Origin of the sequence: Arthrobacter ramosus, assembly GCF_039535095.1 — a bacterium.
GTDB classification, from domain to species: domain Bacteria; phylum Actinomycetota; class Actinomycetes; order Actinomycetales; family Micrococcaceae; genus Arthrobacter; species Arthrobacter ramosus.
In genome coordinates this window covers 2,406,650-2,424,982 of the sequence record NZ_BAAAWN010000001.1, presented here as the reverse complement: position 1 = coordinate 2,424,982, position 18,333 = coordinate 2,406,650, and the positions used below count along the sequence as shown (strand labels likewise).

The 18,333-nt window shown below is 64.0% G+C and carries 21 protein-coding genes and 1 pseudogene; 9 read left to right on the top strand and 13 right to left on the bottom strand.

Going from position 1 to position 18,333, the window contains the following annotated elements; all coding sequences use genetic code 11:
• Window positions 1-169: 169 nt before the first annotated feature.
• The 3 genes and pseudogenes from ABD742_RS11305 to ABD742_RS11295 form a co-directional block, all read right to left on the bottom strand.
• Window positions 170-545, bottom strand: a pseudogene (locus ABD742_RS11305) (hypothetical protein).
• A gap of 33 nt (window positions 546-578) precedes the next feature.
• Entirely contained in the window at window positions 579-1,091 is a 513-nt protein-coding gene (locus ABD742_RS11300; protein ID WP_234753579.1) for a J domain-containing protein, read from the bottom strand.
• A gap of 143 nt (window positions 1,092-1,234) precedes the next feature.
• Window positions 1,235-1,660, bottom strand: coding sequence for an Hsp20/alpha crystallin family protein (locus ABD742_RS11295; RefSeq protein ID WP_234753582.1), 426 nt, complete (start codon window positions 1,658-1,660; stop codon window positions 1,235-1,237).
• Window positions 1,661-1,793: 133 nt separating this feature from the next.
• Here ABD742_RS11295 and ABD742_RS11290 point away from each other — a divergent pair, with 133 nt between their 5' ends.
• Window positions 1,794-2,096, top strand: a complete 303-nt coding sequence (locus ABD742_RS11290) for a MerR family transcriptional regulator (protein ID WP_234753584.1) — start codon at window positions 1,794-1,796, stop codon at window positions 2,094-2,096.
• A 194-nt stretch (window positions 2,097-2,290) separates the two neighbouring features.
• On the opposite strand, the gene ABD742_RS11285 is transcribed toward ABD742_RS11290, so the two are convergent.
• Window positions 2,291-3,748: a purine-cytosine permease family protein gene (locus ABD742_RS11285; protein WP_234753587.1), complete on the bottom strand. Its 1,458-nt coding sequence runs from the start codon at window positions 3,746-3,748 to the stop codon at window positions 2,291-2,293.
• 326 nt (window positions 3,749-4,074) lie between these two features.
• Window positions 4,075-4,659 carry a helix-turn-helix domain-containing protein gene (locus tag ABD742_RS11280; protein ID WP_234753589.1) on the bottom strand — a complete coding sequence of 195 codons (585 nt, stop codon included), beginning with the start codon at window positions 4,657-4,659 and terminating at the stop codon, window positions 4,075-4,077.
• A 121-nt stretch (window positions 4,660-4,780) separates the two neighbouring features.
• Here ABD742_RS11280 and ABD742_RS11275 point away from each other — a divergent pair, with 121 nt between their 5' ends.
• Window positions 4,781-5,821: an NAD(P)/FAD-dependent oxidoreductase gene (locus ABD742_RS11275; RefSeq protein WP_234753591.1), complete on the top strand. Its 1,041-nt coding sequence runs from the start codon at window positions 4,781-4,783 to the stop codon at window positions 5,819-5,821.
• Here ABD742_RS11275 and ABD742_RS11270 read toward each other — a convergent pair.
• From ABD742_RS11270 to ABD742_RS11260, 3 genes are read right to left on the bottom strand one after another with little or no spacing between them, the layout of a single operon-like run.
• Window positions 5,779-6,795 carry an aldo/keto reductase gene (locus ABD742_RS11270; protein WP_234753592.1) on the bottom strand — a complete coding sequence of 339 codons (1,017 nt, stop codon included), beginning with the start codon at window positions 6,793-6,795 and terminating at the stop codon, window positions 5,779-5,781. The two genes, ABD742_RS11275 and ABD742_RS11270, sit on opposite strands and share 43 nt — an antisense overlap.
• Before the next feature lie 34 nt (window positions 6,796-6,829).
• Entirely contained in the window at window positions 6,830-7,711 is an 882-nt protein-coding gene (locus ABD742_RS11265) for an aldo/keto reductase (RefSeq protein ID WP_234753634.1), read from the bottom strand.
• An 11-nt stretch (window positions 7,712-7,722) separates the two neighbouring features.
• A complete protein-coding gene (locus tag ABD742_RS11260) occupies window positions 7,723-8,301 on the bottom strand; it encodes an MFS transporter (protein ID WP_234753593.1) in 579 nt (192 codons plus the stop codon).
• 102 nt (window positions 8,302-8,403) lie between these two features.
• Here ABD742_RS11260 and ABD742_RS11255 point away from each other — a divergent pair, with 102 nt between their 5' ends.
• The 3 genes from ABD742_RS11255 to ABD742_RS11245 all read left to right on the top strand — a co-directional run bounded on the left by ABD742_RS11255 (window position 8,404) and on the right by ABD742_RS11245 (window position 10,976).
• Window positions 8,404-9,285, top strand: a complete 882-nt coding sequence (locus ABD742_RS11255; protein WP_234753594.1) for a helix-turn-helix transcriptional regulator — start codon at window positions 8,404-8,406, stop codon at window positions 9,283-9,285.
• A 360-nt stretch (window positions 9,286-9,645) separates the two neighbouring features.
• The gene (locus tag ABD742_RS11250) at window positions 9,646-9,954 is read left to right on the top strand and encodes a hypothetical protein (RefSeq protein ID WP_234753595.1); all 309 of its coding nucleotides are present in this window, start codon (window positions 9,646-9,648) and stop codon (window positions 9,952-9,954) included.
• An 83-nt stretch (window positions 9,955-10,037) separates the two neighbouring features.
• Entirely contained in the window at window positions 10,038-10,976 is a 939-nt protein-coding gene (locus tag ABD742_RS11245) for a 5'-3' exonuclease (protein ID WP_234753596.1), read from the top strand.
• 41 nt (window positions 10,977-11,017) lie between these two features.
• On the opposite strand, the gene ABD742_RS11240 is transcribed toward ABD742_RS11245, so the two are convergent.
• The 4 genes from ABD742_RS11240 to ABD742_RS11225 all read right to left on the bottom strand — a co-directional run bounded on the left by ABD742_RS11240 (window position 11,018) and on the right by ABD742_RS11225 (window position 14,303).
• Entirely contained in the window at window positions 11,018-12,109 is a 1,092-nt protein-coding gene (locus tag ABD742_RS11240; protein WP_234753598.1) for a hypothetical protein, read from the bottom strand.
• A gap of 148 nt (window positions 12,110-12,257) precedes the next feature.
• On the bottom strand, window positions 12,258-13,373 hold the full coding sequence (locus ABD742_RS11235; protein ID WP_344787939.1) for a fatty acid desaturase family protein: 1,116 nt from the start codon (window positions 13,371-13,373) through the stop codon (window positions 12,258-12,260).
• Window positions 13,374-13,560: 187 nt separating this feature from the next.
• Window positions 13,561-13,845, bottom strand: a complete 285-nt coding sequence (locus ABD742_RS11230; protein WP_234753600.1) for a hypothetical protein — start codon at window positions 13,843-13,845, stop codon at window positions 13,561-13,563.
• 68 nt (window positions 13,846-13,913) lie between these two features.
• Window positions 13,914-14,303, bottom strand: coding sequence for a lipopolysaccharide assembly protein LapA domain-containing protein (locus ABD742_RS11225; RefSeq protein WP_234753602.1), 390 nt, complete (start codon window positions 14,301-14,303; stop codon window positions 13,914-13,916).
• A 347-nt stretch (window positions 14,304-14,650) separates the two neighbouring features.
• On the opposite strand from ABD742_RS11225, the gene ABD742_RS11220 reads away from it, so the two are divergent.
• Together ABD742_RS11220 and ABD742_RS11215 are read left to right on the top strand one after the other, a co-directional pair.
• On the top strand, window positions 14,651-15,163 hold the full coding sequence (locus ABD742_RS11220; RefSeq protein WP_234753607.1) for a hemerythrin domain-containing protein: 513 nt from the start codon (window positions 14,651-14,653) through the stop codon (window positions 15,161-15,163).
• A gap of 65 nt (window positions 15,164-15,228) precedes the next feature.
• Window positions 15,229-15,525 (top strand): alpha/beta fold hydrolase, encoded by a 297-nt coding sequence (locus ABD742_RS11215; RefSeq protein ID WP_372460975.1) that lies wholly within the window; start codon window positions 15,229-15,231, stop codon window positions 15,523-15,525.
• On the opposite strand, the gene ABD742_RS11210 is transcribed toward ABD742_RS11215, so the two are convergent.
• Window positions 15,522-16,430 (bottom strand): prephenate dehydratase, encoded by a 909-nt coding sequence (locus ABD742_RS11210; RefSeq protein WP_234753610.1) that lies wholly within the window; start codon window positions 16,428-16,430, stop codon window positions 15,522-15,524. The genes ABD742_RS11215 and ABD742_RS11210 overlap by 4 nt on opposite strands.
• A gap of 125 nt (window positions 16,431-16,555) precedes the next feature.
• On the opposite strand from ABD742_RS11210, the gene ABD742_RS11205 reads away from it, so the two are divergent.
• Window positions 16,556-17,050 carry a hypothetical protein gene (locus ABD742_RS11205; RefSeq protein WP_234753611.1) on the top strand — a complete coding sequence of 165 codons (495 nt, stop codon included), beginning with the start codon at window positions 16,556-16,558 and terminating at the stop codon, window positions 17,048-17,050.
• Between the two features lie 3 nt (window positions 17,051-17,053).
• A complete protein-coding gene (locus tag ABD742_RS11200; protein ID WP_234753612.1) occupies window positions 17,054-18,214 on the top strand; it encodes a DUF5996 family protein in 1,161 nt (386 codons plus the stop codon).
• Window positions 18,215-18,333: the final 119 nt, after the last annotated feature.

Below are 18,333 nucleotides of genomic sequence, written 5' to 3'. Positions count from 1 at the left end.
CAGGGAGCACCAGCTCACGTAGAGCCCGTAGAACACGTCGGCGTCAAGTGCTGAATCGTTCGTGTCATCCCTGATGATGCTGTCCTGGAGGAACTGGCTGATCTGTGGAGGGGTCATGGCGTAGTCCGGGTGATTGGCCTTGCAGTCCGGGTATTGTCTAGCACGGTATTCAGGGCAGGGTTCCGTAGATGAACTCTTTGGCGTGAGCGACGGCTTTTCGGAATGCGTCGTTGCGCAGGGTGGCTTGCTCGGCATTCCTGATGTCGGTTTCGAGGTAGTTCGTGTAGCCGGGCCGCAGGACCCAGATGTCGCCGGCCGGGGGGCAGGTAGAAGACCCCGAACGAGCGGTGCTGGGGGTCCTCGGTCCAGATGGGCACGACCGCTAAGGCGGCGCCGGTGTCCGGGTTGATCCATTGGGCCCGGGGCATGGGTTGTTCGTGGGTTTCGGGGTCCAGGAACGGCGCTGTTCCTTTGCCCCATCGTTTTTCGAAGCGTTCGTAGAACGCCGGCATCAATTGGTTGTCATACGGGCGCCAGGCACTCATGGAGGCTCCTTGCGATTGCGTGGTTTTCGGCCCTCAGCGCCGGATCCAGCGGATCAGCGTGTAGCCGGTTGGAGGATATGAACCTTGCCGGTCCGGCATTCCAGGGGACCGTCCGCCGGGCGACTCCCAGACGACCGGTCCGATCAGCAGCGAGGCGGCAGGAAGAAGCTGCCCGGGTGTCCTCGCGGGGGAGCCGTCCGGTCGCCGGGGCTTGGGGCGTGCGGCCGGACGCGGGTGCTCCCGGTCGTAGGCCGCCCGCTTTTCCGGGTTGCCGAGGATGGCGTAGGCGGCCATGATGTCGCGGAGCTCCTGGAGCTCTTCCTGCAGATCCACCGCCGCTGGGCCGGGGCCGTGGTGGTGTTCGCGGGCAGGCCGGGTGTCCGGGTGCCGGCCGCGGATGAGCGTGCGGTAGGCGTGGGCCACCTCACGCGCGGTGGCGGTCGTGGCGATATGCAGGATGTCGTAAGGATCGGGGCCGTTGCTCTTGATCGTGGCCGTGCCGCGTTCTCGTGGGTGGGGGACGGGGATGGTCCCCGGTCCGTTCAACCGGGGACCATCGTTGCGGGAGTCATCCTCGGGCCCTCGTCATCCTTGCGCTGGCTGCGCTGTGGCGTGGTCTGTGAACTCGACCGCCCTCTCTGTATGACGGGCCGCTGAGGTGCTCCCGGTCCGGGAGGCTGCGCCGATGGTCAGGCGCTGATTTCCTGGCGCTGTTTTCCGGCGGTTTCAATTTCGATGCGGCGCGGCTTTGCTTTTTCCGCCACCGGGATCCGCAGGGTCAGGACTCCGGCGTCGTAGCTTGCCTTGACCCCGTTCGTGTCCAGCGCATCCCCGAGGATGAGCTGGCGGCTGAAGACGCCGCGGGGGCGTTCGGAGGCAATCATTTCCGTGCCCTCGCCGACGGGGTCCGGGCGCTCGGCCTTGACGGTCAGCACGTTGCGTTCGACGTCGATGTCTACGGAGTCGACGGTGACTCCGGGGAGGTCGAAGGCGACCACGAAGTCCTCGCCTTCCTGCCAGGCGTCCATCGGCATGGCCGCCGGCCGGGCTGTGGTGCCGAGCACTTGTTCGGCCAGCCGGTCGAATTCACGGAACGGATCGGTTCGCATCAGCATGGTGTGTCACTCCTTGCAGATCGCAGCTTTCTTGTTGTCAACCCAGCCGATCTATGGCGGCTGGTATATATTTCTTATAGCACTGCGAGTAGGTCGGGGCAAGCCTTATTTTGGAAAGATTTGGAGGGACTCGATGGGCCAGGCCGAGGACCGGGGGAGGGGTGTCTACGCGATTTCCGTTGCGGCCGAGCTGGTGGGGACGGGACAGCAGAACCTGCGCCTGTATGAACGCAAGGGCTTGCTGGAACCGGGCAGGACCCTGGGCGGGACCCGCCAGTACAGCGAGGACGATCTGGTGACATTGCGCCGGATCGGAGAGCTTCTGGACTTGGGATTGAACCTCGCGGGCATCCGGATGGTCCTGCTCCTCGAGGCCGACAACCGGCGTCTCGAAGGCGAGCTCAGGTCCGCGAACGCCCCGCGGGACTCGGTGTAGCGGCGCGAACGATAAATGAAGCTGCGGCGTTTCCGACCCCTTCTTGGCGCTGGCCAAGCCTGGCCCCGACTTCAGCAGAAATCCCGAGCCATGATCGGTGACACGCCAAACAGCCCAGCGGCCGGGTCACGACGACGACGGCGCCGCTCGCCTCGGTGGGGCGCGGCGCCGTCGTTCGTCAGCGGGCCGTGGTGCTACGGCATCGCGTGCTCGTGCGCGGCGATGTCGAGGTCTGCTTCTTCAGCTTCTGCAAGCTCGGTCTCGGCCGCAACATTTGTCTTACGCGCGAGCAGCCAGTAGAGGACGGCCGCGACGGGCAGCCCGATGAACAGGGAGATGTCTGCACCGCTCATCGCCTGGGCCACGGGACCGACGAAGAGCTTTCCTGCGGAGAAGAAGGGAACCATCACCGCGAAACCGACGAGGTAGGAGATAATGCCGGCCCATCCCCAGCGGCCGTAGATGCCGTTGGGCTTGAAGATCTCGGCGATCGCGTAGTGGCCCTTCCTGACAACGAAGTAGTCCATGAGATTCACTGCGGTCCAGGGGATGAAGAAGTACAGCACCAGCAGCAGGAAGTCGTTGAAGTTGGCCAGGAAGTCGTCGGAGGCGACGTTGGCGAGGACCACGGAGATGGCGGCGGTGATCGCGATGGTGACGATCCGCAGCTTGAGGGTCGGCTTGATCTTCCGGAGGCTGTCGATCGAGGAGATGAGTGTCAGCGAGCCACCGTACATGTTCAGCGCAGTGACGGAGACGAGGCCGAGGGCAGCGATGAAAAGCGCGATCGAGCCGAAGCCGCCGAAGAGCTTGTCCGCCGTCGCCTGGATAGACCCGATGGTGTCGAAGTCCTTGCCCGCGGAAGAAGCGATGAACGCTCCGAGGAACATCACCCAAATTCCGCCGAGCGCGCTGCCCCAGAAGGTGTAGTTGAAGGTTCGGCGCGCGGCGCTCGGGGGCAGGTACCGCGAGTAGTCTGAAACGTAGATCGCCCAGGAAATCTGGTATCCCGCGGCAACACCCAACTGGGCGAGGAAGGGTACCGGCTGGAAGTCGCCGAGGTTGAGCGCACCGGCAGGTAGGTCGAGCTTGGTGAGTGCCGCTATGGTCAGCAGCGCCAGCATTGCGATCGTGAGGTAGGTCAGGTAGCGCTCGAAGCGGTGGATCAGGTCGTACCCGAAAAGGGCGACGACGACGGCGACAACCGTCACGACCCAGAACCATAGGTTGTCCGAACCGACGTGAACGGAGCCTGCGATGGCCTGCCCGGCCAGCACCGTGTTGAAGATGTTGAAGCCGGCGTACTGGAGGTAGGCGAAAAGCCAGACCAGCAGGGCGCCGACGTATCCGAATTGCGGGCGGGACTGGATCATTTGAGGCAGGCCCAGTTGAGGCCCCTGCGAGGAGTGGGCCGCCATGAAGAGCGTCCCGACGAGCACGCCGACGGCGATCGCGATCAGGGACCAGACCAGATTCCCGCCCGTGGTGACGCCGATGAGCCCCACTGCCAGCGTGGCGATCTGCGCGTTGCTCATGAACCACAGTGGCCCGATACTGGAGACTTTTCCGTGGCGCTCGTCCAACGGGACGTAGTCGATAGAGCGGACTTCAAGTCCGCCGCTTTGGGCTGGGCCCGTTGTTGAGGTGGTCAAAATCCATCTTTCCTTGAACTGGAGTCGGCCCCTGTGGGAGCCGACCGCCGCCAGTGATGGCAGCCGCGCACATTGTGAACTGCACAACATTCGAATAGAGACTAGGGGACCATGATCAACCTGAATATGTGCGTTTGCACGGTCGAGCTACCTGCTGTCTAGGCAGGCGCACCGTTTGTAGCCGCAGTGTGCAACCTATGTTTAGCATTTGTAAACTAAGGGGCGGCGCGATGAATGGCTCTGAGCACTGCCATTATCTCCGGCGGGGAGAATCAGCTCGGTGAAGGTTTCGGAGAGCGACTGCCTGGCGGACCGCGCCTCTGTCGCTATGCGGGCTTGGGGCGGGCGCGTACGTGCATCCGTTCGCCCTGCTGTCCAAACAAACTGATGAATTCGACGGGTTTCCCGTCGGCGCTGGCGAACCAGTGCGGTGTGCGGGTGTCGAATTCCGCGGCTTCGCCGGCACGGAGTTCAAAGTCATTGTCGCCCAGCACCAGTCGCAGCCGTCCGTTGAGGATGTAGAGCCATTCGTAGCCTTCGTGAACTCGCGGATCGGGCTCGGCGCCGCGGGCATCACCGGCGAGCACCATCTTGAAGGCCTGCAAACCACCCGGCCGGCGCGTGAGGGGAACAGCCGTCATGCCGCCATGGGTGATCGGACGCAGGTGAATTCTCGGATCCCCGGTGGGCGGGGCGCCCACCAGATCATCAAGAGGAACACCGTACAACCTCGCTAGGGGCAGCAGAATTTCGAGGTTTGGCCTGCGTTGGCCGGATTCCAGGCGGGACAGGGTACTCACCGACACTCCGGATGCAGAGGACACCTCTCCGAGGGTGAGATCCCGCTCCGTCCGGAGTGCCCGAAGCCGGGGCCCGACAGCCCCGAGAACATCATCAAGCTCATTTGCCATACCCGCAGTTTGCCATAACAGCAACCTGGTTTGCCATCTTTGCCGCATGGGATGAAAGCTGGTGGTACCACCCAAGGACACTGACGGCGGACTTTCAGGACACGACGAAGGGCAAGTCATTATGGACACCACACGGTATGACGTTGTGATTATCGGGGGCGGCGCTGCGGGGCTCAGCGCGGCCACGACGCTGAGCCGCGCGCTGCGCTCGGTGCTGGTCATCGATTCCGGAGCGCCACGCAACGCACCCGCGACGGGCGTGCACGGTTATCTTTCGAGGGACGGTATGAACCCCCGGGAACTCCTGTCCATCGGACGCAGCGAAGTGCTCTCCTACGGAGGAACGGTCATTGACGGCGAAGCCGTTTCGGCACGGCGGACCACCGATGGATTCGAGGTGATGCTCGGAGATGCCCGCCGGTTCTCCGGCAGGCGCCTCCTGGTCACCACTGGTTTGACCGACGGATTGCCTCCCATCGACGGGCTGCAGGAGCAGTGGGGAAACGGTGTTGTGCACTGCCCCTACTGCCATGGCTGGGAAATCCGCGGGAAACGGATCGGGGTGCTGGGCACCGGTCCGATGTCCGTTCATCAGGCACTGTTGTTCAGACAGTGGTCCCCGAATATCACCCTTTTCCTCAATGACACCGTGGAACCCACCGAGGAAGAGTGGGACAAGCTCAGTGCCCGGTCCGTAACAGTCGTCGACGGCGCAGTGGCCTCAGTGGACGCTGTCAACGGGGTCCTCACGGGTCTCACGCTCCGCCAGGGCTCCTCGTTCGACTTACAGGCCTTGGCTGTCGGTACACGGATGGAGGCCAGGTCCGCGCTGCTGGAATCACTCGGGCTAAGTACCCAGGTGCACCCCATGGGCGTGGGGCGGTTTATCGAGACCGATGCTACGGGTGCCACTGCCGTCCAGGGCGTGTATGCAGCGGGCAATGTCTCAAATTTGATGGCCCAAGTAATCACCGCCGCGGCCGAGGGCGTGATGACCGGCGCACGGATCAACGCCGATTTGATAGAAGAAGAAACCCGGTGGGCCGTTGAGGGGCGGTTCGGCCCCTTCTCGGCGGCCTCTGAAGCAGCCGTTTCTACGATCGTGCAGGGTCATACACATCACCGCCGTCGTGCCAGCGATGTCAGTTCGTGGGCTCCGTAGCTGGTGTCGTCGGGGTTGACGGTGACGCCTGGTGCGACGAGCTGGTCGATGCGGTCCAGCACGTCGGTGCTCAGGGTGATGTCCGCGGCGGGCAGGTACGATTCGAGTTGTTCCATGGTGCGCGGTCCGACGATGGCGGCGGTGACGCCGGGGTGGTTGATCACGAACGCGATGGCCAGCTCGATGAGCGTCATACCGGATTGTTCAGCGAGCTGGGCGAGTTCTTCGACGATGTCGAGTTTTCGCTGGTTCGCCGGGCTGCTCATGTCGAAGCGGGCATTCGGACGCGCGGATGAGGTGGGGGTGGAAGCGGAGTTTTTGCGCCAGCGTCCTGAAAGCCAACCGCCACTGAGCGGACTGTAGGTCAGGGTGCCCATGCCGTGGCGTTGCGCCGTTGGAAGTATGTCTTCTTCGATGCCGCGGACCAGGATCGAATACGGCGCTTGCTCAGTGACGAACCTCTCCAGGTTCCGTTCCCGGGATGCCCACTGGGCTTCCACGATCTGGGATCCGGAGTAGGAGGAGGAGCCGATGTAGCGGACCTTGCCTTGGCGGACGAGGTCGGTGAGGGCGCCGAGGGTTTCCTCGACGTCGGTGTCCGGGCTGGGCCGATGGACCTGGTAGAGGTCGATGTAATCGGTGTCCAGGCGGCGGAGGGAGTTTTCGACCTCGCGGATGATCCAGCGACGGGAGCCGCCGCGCTGGTTGGGATCCTCGCTCATGGGCATGAAGAACTTGGTAGCAAGGAACACGTCCTCGCGGCGGCCTTCCAGTGCCTGCCCGACGATCTCCTCGGATACCCCGCCGGAGTAGACGTCGGCGGTGTCGATGAAGTTGATGCCGGCGTCGATGGCGCGGTGGATGATGCGAATGGAGTCGGCGGTGTCGTTGTTGCCCCAGGGGCCAAACATCATCGCGCCAAGGCACAAGGGACTGAGCTGCACGCCTGTGCGGCCAAGGGATCGGTATTCCATGCTGTTCCTTCTCTTTGTCTCAGGTCTTGGGGTCTCAGGCTTCGGGGATGACCATGGCAAAGCGCTCCGGCCGGGCTTGGTCCGGGTCCGGTCCGTTGCGATTGCCGGTGTCGAGCGCGTCGATGGCGGCGAGTTCGTCGGTGCTGAGCTCGAAGTCAAAGACGTCGAAGTTTTCGGCGATGCGGGACGGGTTGGTCGATTTCGGGATGGCTGAGCGGCCCTGCTGGAGGTGCCAGCGGAGCATGACCTGGGCCGGACTCTTGCCGTGGGTCCCTGCGATGGCGGCAATGGCCGGGTCTTCCATGACATTCCGCCGCTCTTCGCCCCAGCCGGGGTAGAAGGTGATCCCTCCGATCGGCGACCAGGCCTGGGTGAGGATCCCGTGTTCGGCGTCGGCAGCCTGTACGTCCGGCTGGGCGAAGTAGGGGTGCAGTTCGATCTGGTTCACGGCCGGGACGACGTTGGTCGCGTCGAGCAACTGCCTCAGGTGGTGCGGCATGAAGTTGCTGACGCCGATCGCCCGCACCCGCCCGTCGGCGAGCAGGGCCTCCAGCGCCTTGTATGCCGCGATGGTTTTTTCGAAGCGGTCCGGGGCTGGCTGGTGCAGGATGAGCAGGTCAAGGTAGTCGACGCCGAGCTTGCCTGTCGCTTTGTCCCACGCGTGCAGGGTCTGGTCGTAGCCGTAGTCGCTGACCCAGACCTTGGTCTCGATGAAGACCTCGGAGCGGTCCAGGCCGGAACGGCGGATGCCGTCGCCGACTTCCCGCTCGTTGCCGTACGCGGCGGCGGTGTCGATGTGCCGGTAGCCGGTGGCAAGCGCGGCCTCGACGGCCGCCGTCGTCTGCTCGGGAGCGCTTTGGAAGACGCCGAGCCCGATGGCGGGCATCGTGACGCCGTTATTGAGAGTAAGTTCCATGTCCATGCTTTTCACGGTATGCAGATGTGTGGAGATGTGGGAGTGCATGTCAGTACCCCTTTCAAGTGGGCGGTCGGGAGCTTCAGCGGGCGGCTTCGAGCTGCGGCGCAGCGGCGGGCTCCCGGGGTGTCCTGGTGCGGCGGGCTGCCAGGTCGGCGGGCGTACAAGGCCACGGCCCGGGTGCGCTCACGGCCTTCCGGGAAGCTCGCGGTGAGCAGGGCGAGTGAAGCGGGCGCGACGATCGCCGCCCCGATACCCTGCACGGCGCGACCGGCGATCGCCCACCAGCCCGCCGGCGCGACGCCGATCAGCAGCGACGCGATCGAGAACACCACCAGCCCGGACACGAATACCCGCCGGCGGCCGAGCAGGTCTCCTGCCCGGGCTCCGAGGAGCAGCAGGCCGCCGAAGACCAGCGTGTACGCATCCTGAACCCAGGAGAGCTCACCGGTGCTCAGCCGCAGATCTGCCTGCAGGCTCGGCAGGGCAGTGAAGATGACCGAGTTGTCCAGGAGGATCATGAAGTAGCTGAGGAGGATGATCGCGAGGATCGCTCCCGGATGGGAGGCTGTTGCGGGTTCAGGTTTCATGCTTTCAATGCAACCTTGATTCCGTGCGGGCCGGGAGTCACGGCCGTTCCGGGTAATGCCAGTGCCTCCCTCGTCCCGTCGACCGCGCGTAGCGTGGATGCCATGACACACAGCGACGACGTGCGGAAGTTCCTGACCTCCCGCCGGGCAAGGATCACACCGGATGAGGCGGGGCTGCCGGCCTACGGCGGCAACCGGCGGGTTACCGGGCTGCGCCGCGAGGAAGTGGCGATGCTCGCCGGGATGAGCATCGACTATTACATACGCCTTGAGCGGGGGAACCTCTCCGGTGCCTCGGACAGTGTCCTTGAAGCCCTCGGGCGTGCGTTGAAGCTCGACGACGCCGAAACGGCCCACCTCTTTGACTTGGCTCGCGCAGCCTCCGCTTCGCTCCGGGTGCGACGCCGGCACAGCCCGCAGACAGTGCGGCCGAGCGTGCAACGCGTCATCGAGGCGATCACGGCTGCACCGGCTTGGGTCCGCAACGACCGCGGGGATGTCCTCGCCGCCAACGAACTGGGCCGCGTCCTCTATCTGGACATGATGGCAGAGGTGCCCGCCCCGCCGAACAGCGCACGCTTCACCTTCCTGAACCCGAAAGCGCGGGAGTTCTTCGCCGACTGGGAACGCGCAGCGGATGACATCGTCGCGGTCCTGCGCTCCACAGCCGGGAAGAACCCGTACGACAAGGACCTCACGGACCTGATCGGTGAACTCTCCACCCGCAGCGAAGAGTTCCGCACCCGCTGGGCCCGTCACGATGTGAAGTACCACCGCGCCGGCCGCAAGCGCCTCCACCACCCGATCGTCGGCGACCTGGATCTTAGCTTTGAAGCGTTGGAACTCCCCGCAGACCGTGGACTGCGTATCAACGTCTACACGGCGGACCCCGGGACACCCTCCGAGGATGCCCTGAAAGTCCTCGCCAGCTGGGCCGCCACCCAGCGCGACACGACACAAATAGCGGTCAAGGAGAAAAAATGATCGACTGCCCCACCGCGTTATCGACCTAAACGGCGGTGAATGATACCGTCGTCGCTGGCTAGACATTTGGGATTTCAGCACGCAATCGCAGGGGATTTGTATCCCCACCATCACGTGAATTCCGTAATTCGTCTCAGGGGGGACAAATGAAGAAGTGAGTACGGAACCGTTTCCGACGGCACCATAGCTCGCGGCGAATCCATCACTTTCTCCGGCAGCGGCTACATCGCCGGCGAAACCATCAACATCACGTTCCAGCGGACCGGCGGCAAGAAGGCTCCGGACGGCGGGCGGCCCGCTCCGTCGAACTTCAGCGTCATCGCTGACGGTACCGGCGCTTTCTCCACCTCCATTACTTTCATGGACGGCGGCAACTACATGCTCGGCGCGGTCGGCGCCACGTCCGGCAACAAGCGCTGGGCAGCCGTGGTTGTGAATTCCGGCAACGGCGGAGGCAACAACGACGGCGGCGGCAAACACGGCGGCGGCAACGGCAAGGGCAATTCCGGTCTTGCTGCTGTTTCCAGCGTCACCGCCGCCGGCGCCGCCAGCGGCGACGCCAGTACGAATGCCGAGTCCAACCTGGTCCTCTGGTCGCTTGTCGGCGCAGGCGCTCTGGCCGCCAGCGCAGCATCGACAGCGGTCATTCGCCGCCGCGCCAAGAAGTAACACGTCTTCACAGGGGGCAGGTGCTTCTCCGGGAAACCGGAAAGCACCTGCCCTTTGTGGGGCTGTGGATGTAAGGATCGGTTATGACTCACCGCCTGATGCTCCTCGATACGGCCTCGCTATACTTTCGCGCCTACTTCGGCGTGCCCGATTCGATCCGCCGGGCCGATGGCACGCCGGTGAACGCCGTTCGTGGCCTGCTGGACATGATCGCGCGGCTCGCCACCGACTATGGGGCGACACATCTGGTGGCGTGCTGGGACGAGGACTGGCGTCCGCAGTGGCGGGTGGACCTCATCCCGACGTACAAGTCGCATCGGGTCGCCGAGGCGGTAGAGGGTGCTCCCGACGTCGAAGTGGTGCCGGATGCGCTGCAGGTGCAGGTTCCCATGATCCGGCAGGTCCTCCGTCTTGCGGGTATCGCCGTCGTCGGGGCTGCCTCGCATGAAGCCGACGACGTCATCGGGGCCTACGCCAGTCACGCGGAGCTTCCTGTCGACGTCGTGACAGGCGACCGCGATCTGTTCCAGGTGGTCGACGACGCCCGCCAGGTGCGGGTCATCTACACGGCGAGAGGCATGAAGAACCTCGAGATCGTGACCGACGCCGTCGTCGTCGGCAAGTATCGTGTGTTGCCCGAGCAGTACGCCGACTTCGCGACGCTCCGCGGCGACGCCTCCGACGGGCTGCCGGGCGTCGCAGGGATCGGCGAAAAGACGGCGGCGTCGTTGCTCGCGACGTACGGCACGCTCGACGCGTTGCTCGCGGCCGCGATCGATCCAGACAGCGGGCTGTCCGCGCCCGTGAGGTCGAAACTGGCCGCCTCCAAGGATTATCTGACGGTTGCGCCCGTTGTTGTGAAAGTCGTGAGCGACCTCGCACTGCCCACTCTCGAAGAGGCCGGAGCGCGCTTGCATCCCGTCGTCGGAGACTCGCGCACTGAGCTCGAGCGTCTCGCTACCGAGTGGAACCTCGGCGGCTCGGTGAAGCGACTGCTTGACGCTCTCGAACTCCGTCAGTGAGGGGACATCAGCCCTGCAACATGATTGGCGCAGCTGACAAGTCAGCGGGCTGGTGAAACTGGGCTGGTGCCTGTTGTGGCTCGCACCTTGACCGTGAGCGCGGCGAAGGCGAGCATTTCGAGTCCGGTCCATGCGAGCGTCCCGCCCCAAAGTTCAGGGGAGAAGCTAAGTGCGCCGTCGTGGAGCGCCACACCGGCGAAGTACGGGGCCCAGAACACGACGGGGGAGAGGCCTATCGCGGTCATGAGCCTTGCGTGACGGTCCGGCTTGGGTCGCACCACCGCCCACACCACTCCAACAAGGACAGCACCGATGAGGGCCACCGGCACGAGCCAGGCGTCCCGCAGCGCGACCATGATCTGCAGTGCTACGGAGGGGAGCAGTGCCATGGCCGCGGGTACCACGGCGTACAGGCGCCAGCGCAGCGACAGCAAGAGGACGGGCACGAAGAGCACGGCCGTTGAGACGAAGAACGATGCCAAAGAGACCATGATGCTCGACGACGTCGGAATCGTCACCGCGGGCGGCGTCCCGGCAGTGCCGGTGTATGTCTGGATGAGCCCATGGCGTGCGAAGACCGCGAACTCCTGCAGGATGAACGCCGCAACCATCCCGGAGAGCATGGCGCTCACGACGGCGGGCACCAGCCGCGGCCATGACCGCTGGGGTGAGTGCCATGCTGAGGAGAACGGCGCGCTGAGAATGAGGAAGCCGCCGGTGGCGAGCCCCAGATGGGAGGGGCTGAATAGCGCCTTGAGGCCCTGCTCAATGCCGAACACCGAATGCCAGGCGAAGTCTGCCGCCCCGGAGATGAGGAAGAGGACGACCCCGGCTGCCGCGGCCCCATAGCCGGCGGGGATCGCTTCCCTCGACCGCGCGCCGGGCGCGCGCCGGCGCCAAGTCAGGGCGGCGATCCAGAGGGCGCACGCCGCGAAGCCAGAGTAGAGGATCGCGTGCCACGGAGTGAAGAACGTCTCGAGGTCACGGAGGTTGTTATGCGCCCAGCCGTCAACATAGGTTCCGGTGAGAAGCCAGACGCCGGTCACGAGAGTGACGACGTCTTCAACTGCAGTCGTGGGGCGGTGAACTGATACCGGCGGAATCGCAAAGGCGTGAGCTCCTGTGGCGTCCATAGCTCCACAGTAGGTCTCGCCTCCTTCCGCGGCGAGAGGCAAGCATCGTGGTCTTCCTGACGGCTCTGTGTTAGGTCATCGGAAGACTGTTGCCTGAGTGGCAACGTGACGCTTTCCTTGAGGGTGATCCGGTCCGCGTGTGCGCCGGTTATCGCCGGTATTGGTCCGCGAGGGGACAGGTGAACGGGTTCGCTGCCGTGAGTCCGACCTTGTTGAGGTAGCGGATCACTATTGCGTACGAGTGCAGCAGCCCCGTTTCGGTGTAGGCGATCCCCTCGGCATCGCAGTGGGCCTTGACCAGTTGGCGGACCTCTCGCAGGTGCGGGCGGGGCATATCCGGGAACAAGTGGTGTTCTATCTGGTGGTTAAGGCCGCCCATGAGCAAGGTGACGAATCGTCCCCCGGCGATGTTGCGGGACGTGACCACCTGGCGCGTCAGGAAGTCCACCCGGCTGTTTTCGGGCAGGATCGGCATCCCCTTGTGATTCGGCGCGAAACTTCCGCCCATGTACATTCCGAACACGGCGATCTGCACGACGATGAATGCAACGGCGATGGCGGGGGAGAGGACGAGGAAAAGCAGGCCGGCGTAGGCTCCGAAGCGCAGACCCAGCAGGGCCATTTCAAGCCACCGGTACTTCACCGGCCCCCGCCGGAGCAAGTACTTCAACGAGTCAATATGCAGCGTCCATCCGAGGAACAAGAGCAGAGGGAAGAGCACGTAGCCTTGGTGCTTGCCGAGGGCCCGGCCGAGTCTTCCGCGCCTGCTTGGCAGTTCGTTGTGGAAGATGACGGCACCCTGTGCAATGTCCGGGTCTTGATTGACCATGTTCGGTCGGGCGTGGTGCCGTGAGTGCTTGTCGGTCCAGTACGCGTAACTCATGCCTACAACCAGGGTGGCAATGAGCCGTGCAGTCCACTCGTTCGCGGGCCGGGACGCAAACACTTGCTGATGGGCAGCTTCATGGCCGAGGAAGGCGAATTGTGTGAAGACGACGCCGAGGGCGCCTGCTACGGCCAGCTGAAGCCAGGAGTTGCCCAGGAGGAAGAACGCCACCCAGATCCCCGTCCCCACCACTACCAGGATCGCCAGCAGGAGGAGGTAGTAGCGTCGGCACCGCCGGAGCATCCCGGCGTCCCGGACGGTTTTCAGGAGGCCCGCATAGCTGCTGGTGACCTTGTTGATCCGGGTCCTGGGCGGGGCCGGTCGGGGCGGGATCGTGACCGCGGGCACGGACGGTGAAGGCTGGTTGGTCAAGGGCAAGTGGCTGCCTCCTCGGTGCGCTGATGACGCGCTGCCGGGGTCCGGGGCAACACCACCAGCCTAGGCGCGACCGGCCCTACCCGTCCAGAGGAATGGGATCCCGGGCGGGAACATCTCTTTCCGGACCAAGGAGTCCGACGGCGGCCGGCACCACTGCCGGTCCTCCCGGCACCGCAGCCACGGGGGGTCAGGCGGTGATAGTGAATGTTTCCACTGCGCGTTGGGTGGTCCTGCCGGAGCTGAGCCGGTATTCGGCACGGACTTCGACCTCAACCGCCGCGGGAACCACGTCCCCGAACTCACCGGACGCACTTCGTTCACGTGCATACGCCACGGCCTGGTCTCTGGTGCTGAATTCCGGAGATGAAACGAACGGCCCGGCATTGATGATGTAGAACACCCGCTGCACCCGGGCACCGGCAAGCTCGTGGGAGGGATCATGGGCCTGATCCAACGGCTGGTCTTCTGCCACCCTTGTCCTCAATTCATCCGGAATCCACTTTACCTCCGGCTTTCCTGGATCTGATCGTGCGCCGGGACTCAGGCTGAATTCGACTTGGGTTGTGTTCTTCGTATTTTGCGGGCGTCGGACCGGAGCTGAATGATCCTTGCCGCACCAGCTGCGGCTACCAGAACGCCTCCGGCGACTGCCGCAATGAACAACGCCATGCCCAAGGAGACCGTGCCCGCTAGCCCGAGGAAAAAGACGTTGACTGGCTGCTGGTTCTGCAGGATGAAGATGATCAGCAATATCAGCGCGAGCAAGGCAACGACGACTGCGGCCCAAACAACTCCGGCACGGGTGGTTCTAGGTTTTGGGGCAGCGGAAGTGCCCTGCGGTGCGCCGGTTGGCGGGGAGGTGGTTGCAGAGGGCGGGGGGCCGTCGGGCTGCGGATCGGGTATTTCGGGTGTCGCGTTGTTCGAGGTCATGATGGTCATCCCTTTGTCGACTTGTTGCTCAGGTCCTGCTTATCAAGCATCGCCTGGCCGGATCCAGGAGACCTTGCTTGCGATTGAATTCGTGTCCGGTCCCAGGCCGGCGAGGCCCGGTCCGGGTGAGTTTCTCGACCGGCTTGGTTCGACGGCTCGTGCCTTGAAAAACTCTGCTGCGCTGATTCCCCGCAGGTGAGGCCGGGAGTTTCGGGCGCAGTAGAATATGGTAAGTATACTTACTGAAATGGGCGCGCGTCGTCGTTCCATCTGGCCCATCCAAGGAATTCCCGACCTTACCTGGCATGCAGTCAGGATTATCTGAACGGTGCTGAAAGGAACAGGCTATGGATATAACCGATGTGATTCTCAACGATCATCACGAGCAGCGTCGTATGTTTGCGGTCCTGGACGAGATGCATGACGCGTCGGCTTCGGACCTCGATGCGGTCTGGTCCCGGCTGCGCATCCTCCTCGAGGTCCATGCGAGGGCTGAAGAGCTGTTGTTCTATCCGGAGTTGCTTTCGTTGGGCGAGGGAGCCGGCGGCAAGGACTCGCCGGAGGACGAGACGAGCGACGCGATTCATGACCACAACGAGATCCGGTACGCGATCACAACCGTAGGCGCCCACGAAACCGGCTCTGCGGAATGGTGGCGCGCGGTGGCGCAGGTGAATGAAGTGAATGGTGACCACATGGCGGAGGAAGAGCGCGAGGGACTGAGCGATTTTCGTCTCCATGCCAGCTTGGACCTCCGGCACGCGATCGGATTGGCCTTCTGCGCCTTCGAAGCGGGCCACGCGGGAGGGATCACTGGCCACGACCTGGATCCGGAATCCTACATCCGACGGCATCAATAGCAAGCTTTGCGGGCCCCCGGCCCTTCGGCCCGCGCCGCCCGGGAAACCCATAGCCGCTCGAAGCGATAGGCGCCGGTCCCGTCGTCGTGGTCGGGCATTCGACGGGGACGCAATTCGCCACAGAACTGGCCGTCCGGCGCCCTGAGCTCGTCTCCCATGTTGTGCTCATCGGTCCGGTGGTGGATTCGGAGCGCCGGACCGTCCTCCGGCAGTCCCTCGCATTGGGACTTGATTCCCTGCTGGAAAGCCCCTCGGGCAATGCCATCGTGTTCACCGATTACGCGCACGTCGTCCAGCACGGTGCGCCCGTGCGGATGGCAGCTGGAATACTCGCACTCGCCGGCGTACAAGGGAGCCACTAAAGCGACAAAGTGGTCTTTGGGGTGCCGGCAGACGTTGTGGCTGGATTGCCGGAATCGGTGAAGCCCAGGCTTCGGTATGGAGCAGCAGCATATACGCCGAGGACCCTGACCTCATCGGTGAAGAACTCCAGCTCCTCGAGCGCAAGGCGCACGGGCGTGTCGGATGGGTGCCCTTCAACGTCTGCCATGAACGTGGTCGCAGCAAACTCGTTGCCCACCATGTAGCTTTCCAGGCGCGTCATGTTCACGCCGTTCGTTGCAAAACCACCCAGAGCTTTGTACAGGGCCGAGGGTACGTTCCTCACCCGGAAGACGAAGCTGGTAATCACAGGCCCGGGCAACTCGTCGCGTGTGTGCTGCCGTCGCTCCCGGGACAGGGCGACAAACCGGGTCGTGTTGGTGGCGTCGTCCTCGACGTCTTCTGCCAAGACATCCAGCCCGTACATCTGGGCCGCGAGCGGAGGCGCCAGCGAGACCTTGGAAGCGTCATTCCAGTCGCGGACCTCCCGTGCGGACCCAGCCGTGTCGCCGGCAACAACTGGTTTCAGCCCCATTGACCGGATCAGCTTCCTGCATTGGCCGAGGGCATGAACGTGGCTGTGCACTTCTTGCGCCTGTTCGAGCGTGCTTCCGGGTATGCCCAGCAAGTGGAATCGGATCCTGAGAAAATGTTCGCCGACAATCTGCAATCCGGATTCAGGCAGGAGGACATGGATATCCGCAACCCGCCCGGCGATGGAGTTCTCAATCGGAATCATGGCGAGGTCCGCTTCGCCGGATTTCACTACTTCGAAAGCATCTTCGAAGCTGGGGCACGGTACTGGCTCCATGTCGGGGAACATCTGTAGGCAGGCGATGTTGGAGTTAGCGCCGGGCTCTCCTTGGTATGCAACTTTACGAACCATGGAGTAAATGGTGTCACATTTTGGGGACCGCAATGTGGATCCCCGGAAAGCCTTCCTTCAGGTGCGAAACGGCGGCACCATGAAGGAGAGCAGAACCCGTCCAACGATGGAAGGGAGAGAGCAGCGTGGATGAGCAGAGATCCCGTCGGCGTCCGAGATTCCCGGGGTGGGAATTCGGACCGGCGGCAGTCGGACTCGGCCTGGTCGCCCACCTGGTCTCGGGTGGCGTGTCTCCCGGGGTTCCGGTGCTGATCGCGCTGACGGCTCTGATGAGTATGTGCGCTTCGCTGCTCGCCCGGATAAACCTACCGAATTGGCTATTGCTCGTTCTCTGCGGCGTGGCCCAGCAGGTTCTGCATCTCGCCTTCGACCGGCTCTCCGGGACCTTCTCGGCTGTCGCGCCTGCCCAACATCAGCATGCAGCGACGGGATGGCAGCTTGGGCAACTCACCGCGACGCCGTCCGTTGCGTCCGGGCACTCCCCGGATTTGATGCTGGACACGCACGTTGCCGCAGCCTTGCTGACAGCGCTGCTCGTCACCCGGGTGGACATCTCGCTTACGCAGGCGTTGGCTCTGCTCCGGCACGCCGGCCAGAGCGATAGGGGACATCAAGACTAGCTCGTGGCGCTGCTTGCCGCTGCGTCCGGAGGCGATGACCCTCAAGGTGTCCGTCGCCACCACCACGCTGCCGGCACGCCGGAGGCGTTCCGCCACTATGCGAACCCAGGTGGTTCTGGCGGTAAAGGTGGCAGAATTGTCGCCACGGAGACTATGGATGAGGCGCCGTTGACGGCGGCACGCGACGGACCGGTCCGCGACGGCGGAAGGGCCCCGATGGACCAGTTTGGAGGCCGGATGGCTCACCCTGGATGGCCCCAGCTTCGGGTCGATGATTGGACCCCGACCCGGGAGACCGTGCACATGTGGACCCAGATCATCGGAAAAATCCGCATGGCGCACGCCCCGATGCTGAACCACTGGTGGCAGGTGACGCTATACGTCACGCCGCGCGGACTGACGACATCAATGATCCCGTACGGCCGCGGCGCCTACGACATCGAATTCGATTTCGATTTCCTTGAACACCGGCTGCACGTACGCTCCAGCAACGGAGCTTCAGCATTCGTCGTCCTCGAAGCCAAGCCGGTGGCCGAATTCCATTCCGAGGTATTCGAAGCCTTGGGCCGGCTCGGTATCGAGGCGTCTATCCGCGGCATCCCGAACGAAGTGGACCCGGCCATACCCTTCGCCGAGGACCATCAGCATGCCTCCTACGACCCGGAGGCTATCCAGTTGTTCTGGCGGCAATTGGTCCAGTCGGACCGGGTCCTGAATGAATTCAGGTCCCGGTTCAGGGGCAAGGCCAGTCCCGTCCACTTCTTCTGGGGAGGCATGGACCTGGCGTACGCGCGCTTCTCCGGGCGGGACGCGCCCACCCATCCCGGAGGAGTCCCGAACTGCGCCGACTGGGTCATGGTGGAGGGTTACTCCCACGAGCTAAGCAGCTGCGGGTTTTGGCCCGGGGGAGGGGACGAAGGAGCCTTCTATTCGTACTCTTATCCCGAGCCCGCCGGCTACGCCGAATATGTGAACGACGCCGACGGTGCCGCCTACAACAATGACGGCAGGCTGTACCTCCTCCCGTATGAGAACGTCCGCACGGCGTCGGACCCCGACAAGATGCTGTTGCGGTTCCTGCAATCCGCCTACGAAGCGGCCGCGGAGACGGGACACTGGGCCCGCGCCGCGCTGGAGGCGGATCCGGCCCGTTGGCGGCGCTGACGACGAGGCCAACAGCCAGGGCCACGGGACCGTCGCCGCTCGGCCACCATTCCTTCCTTCGGCGCGGAATGGCCGGGGCGTAAAGTAGTGGGTGGTCTAAAGGCACTCCAATTCGAGGG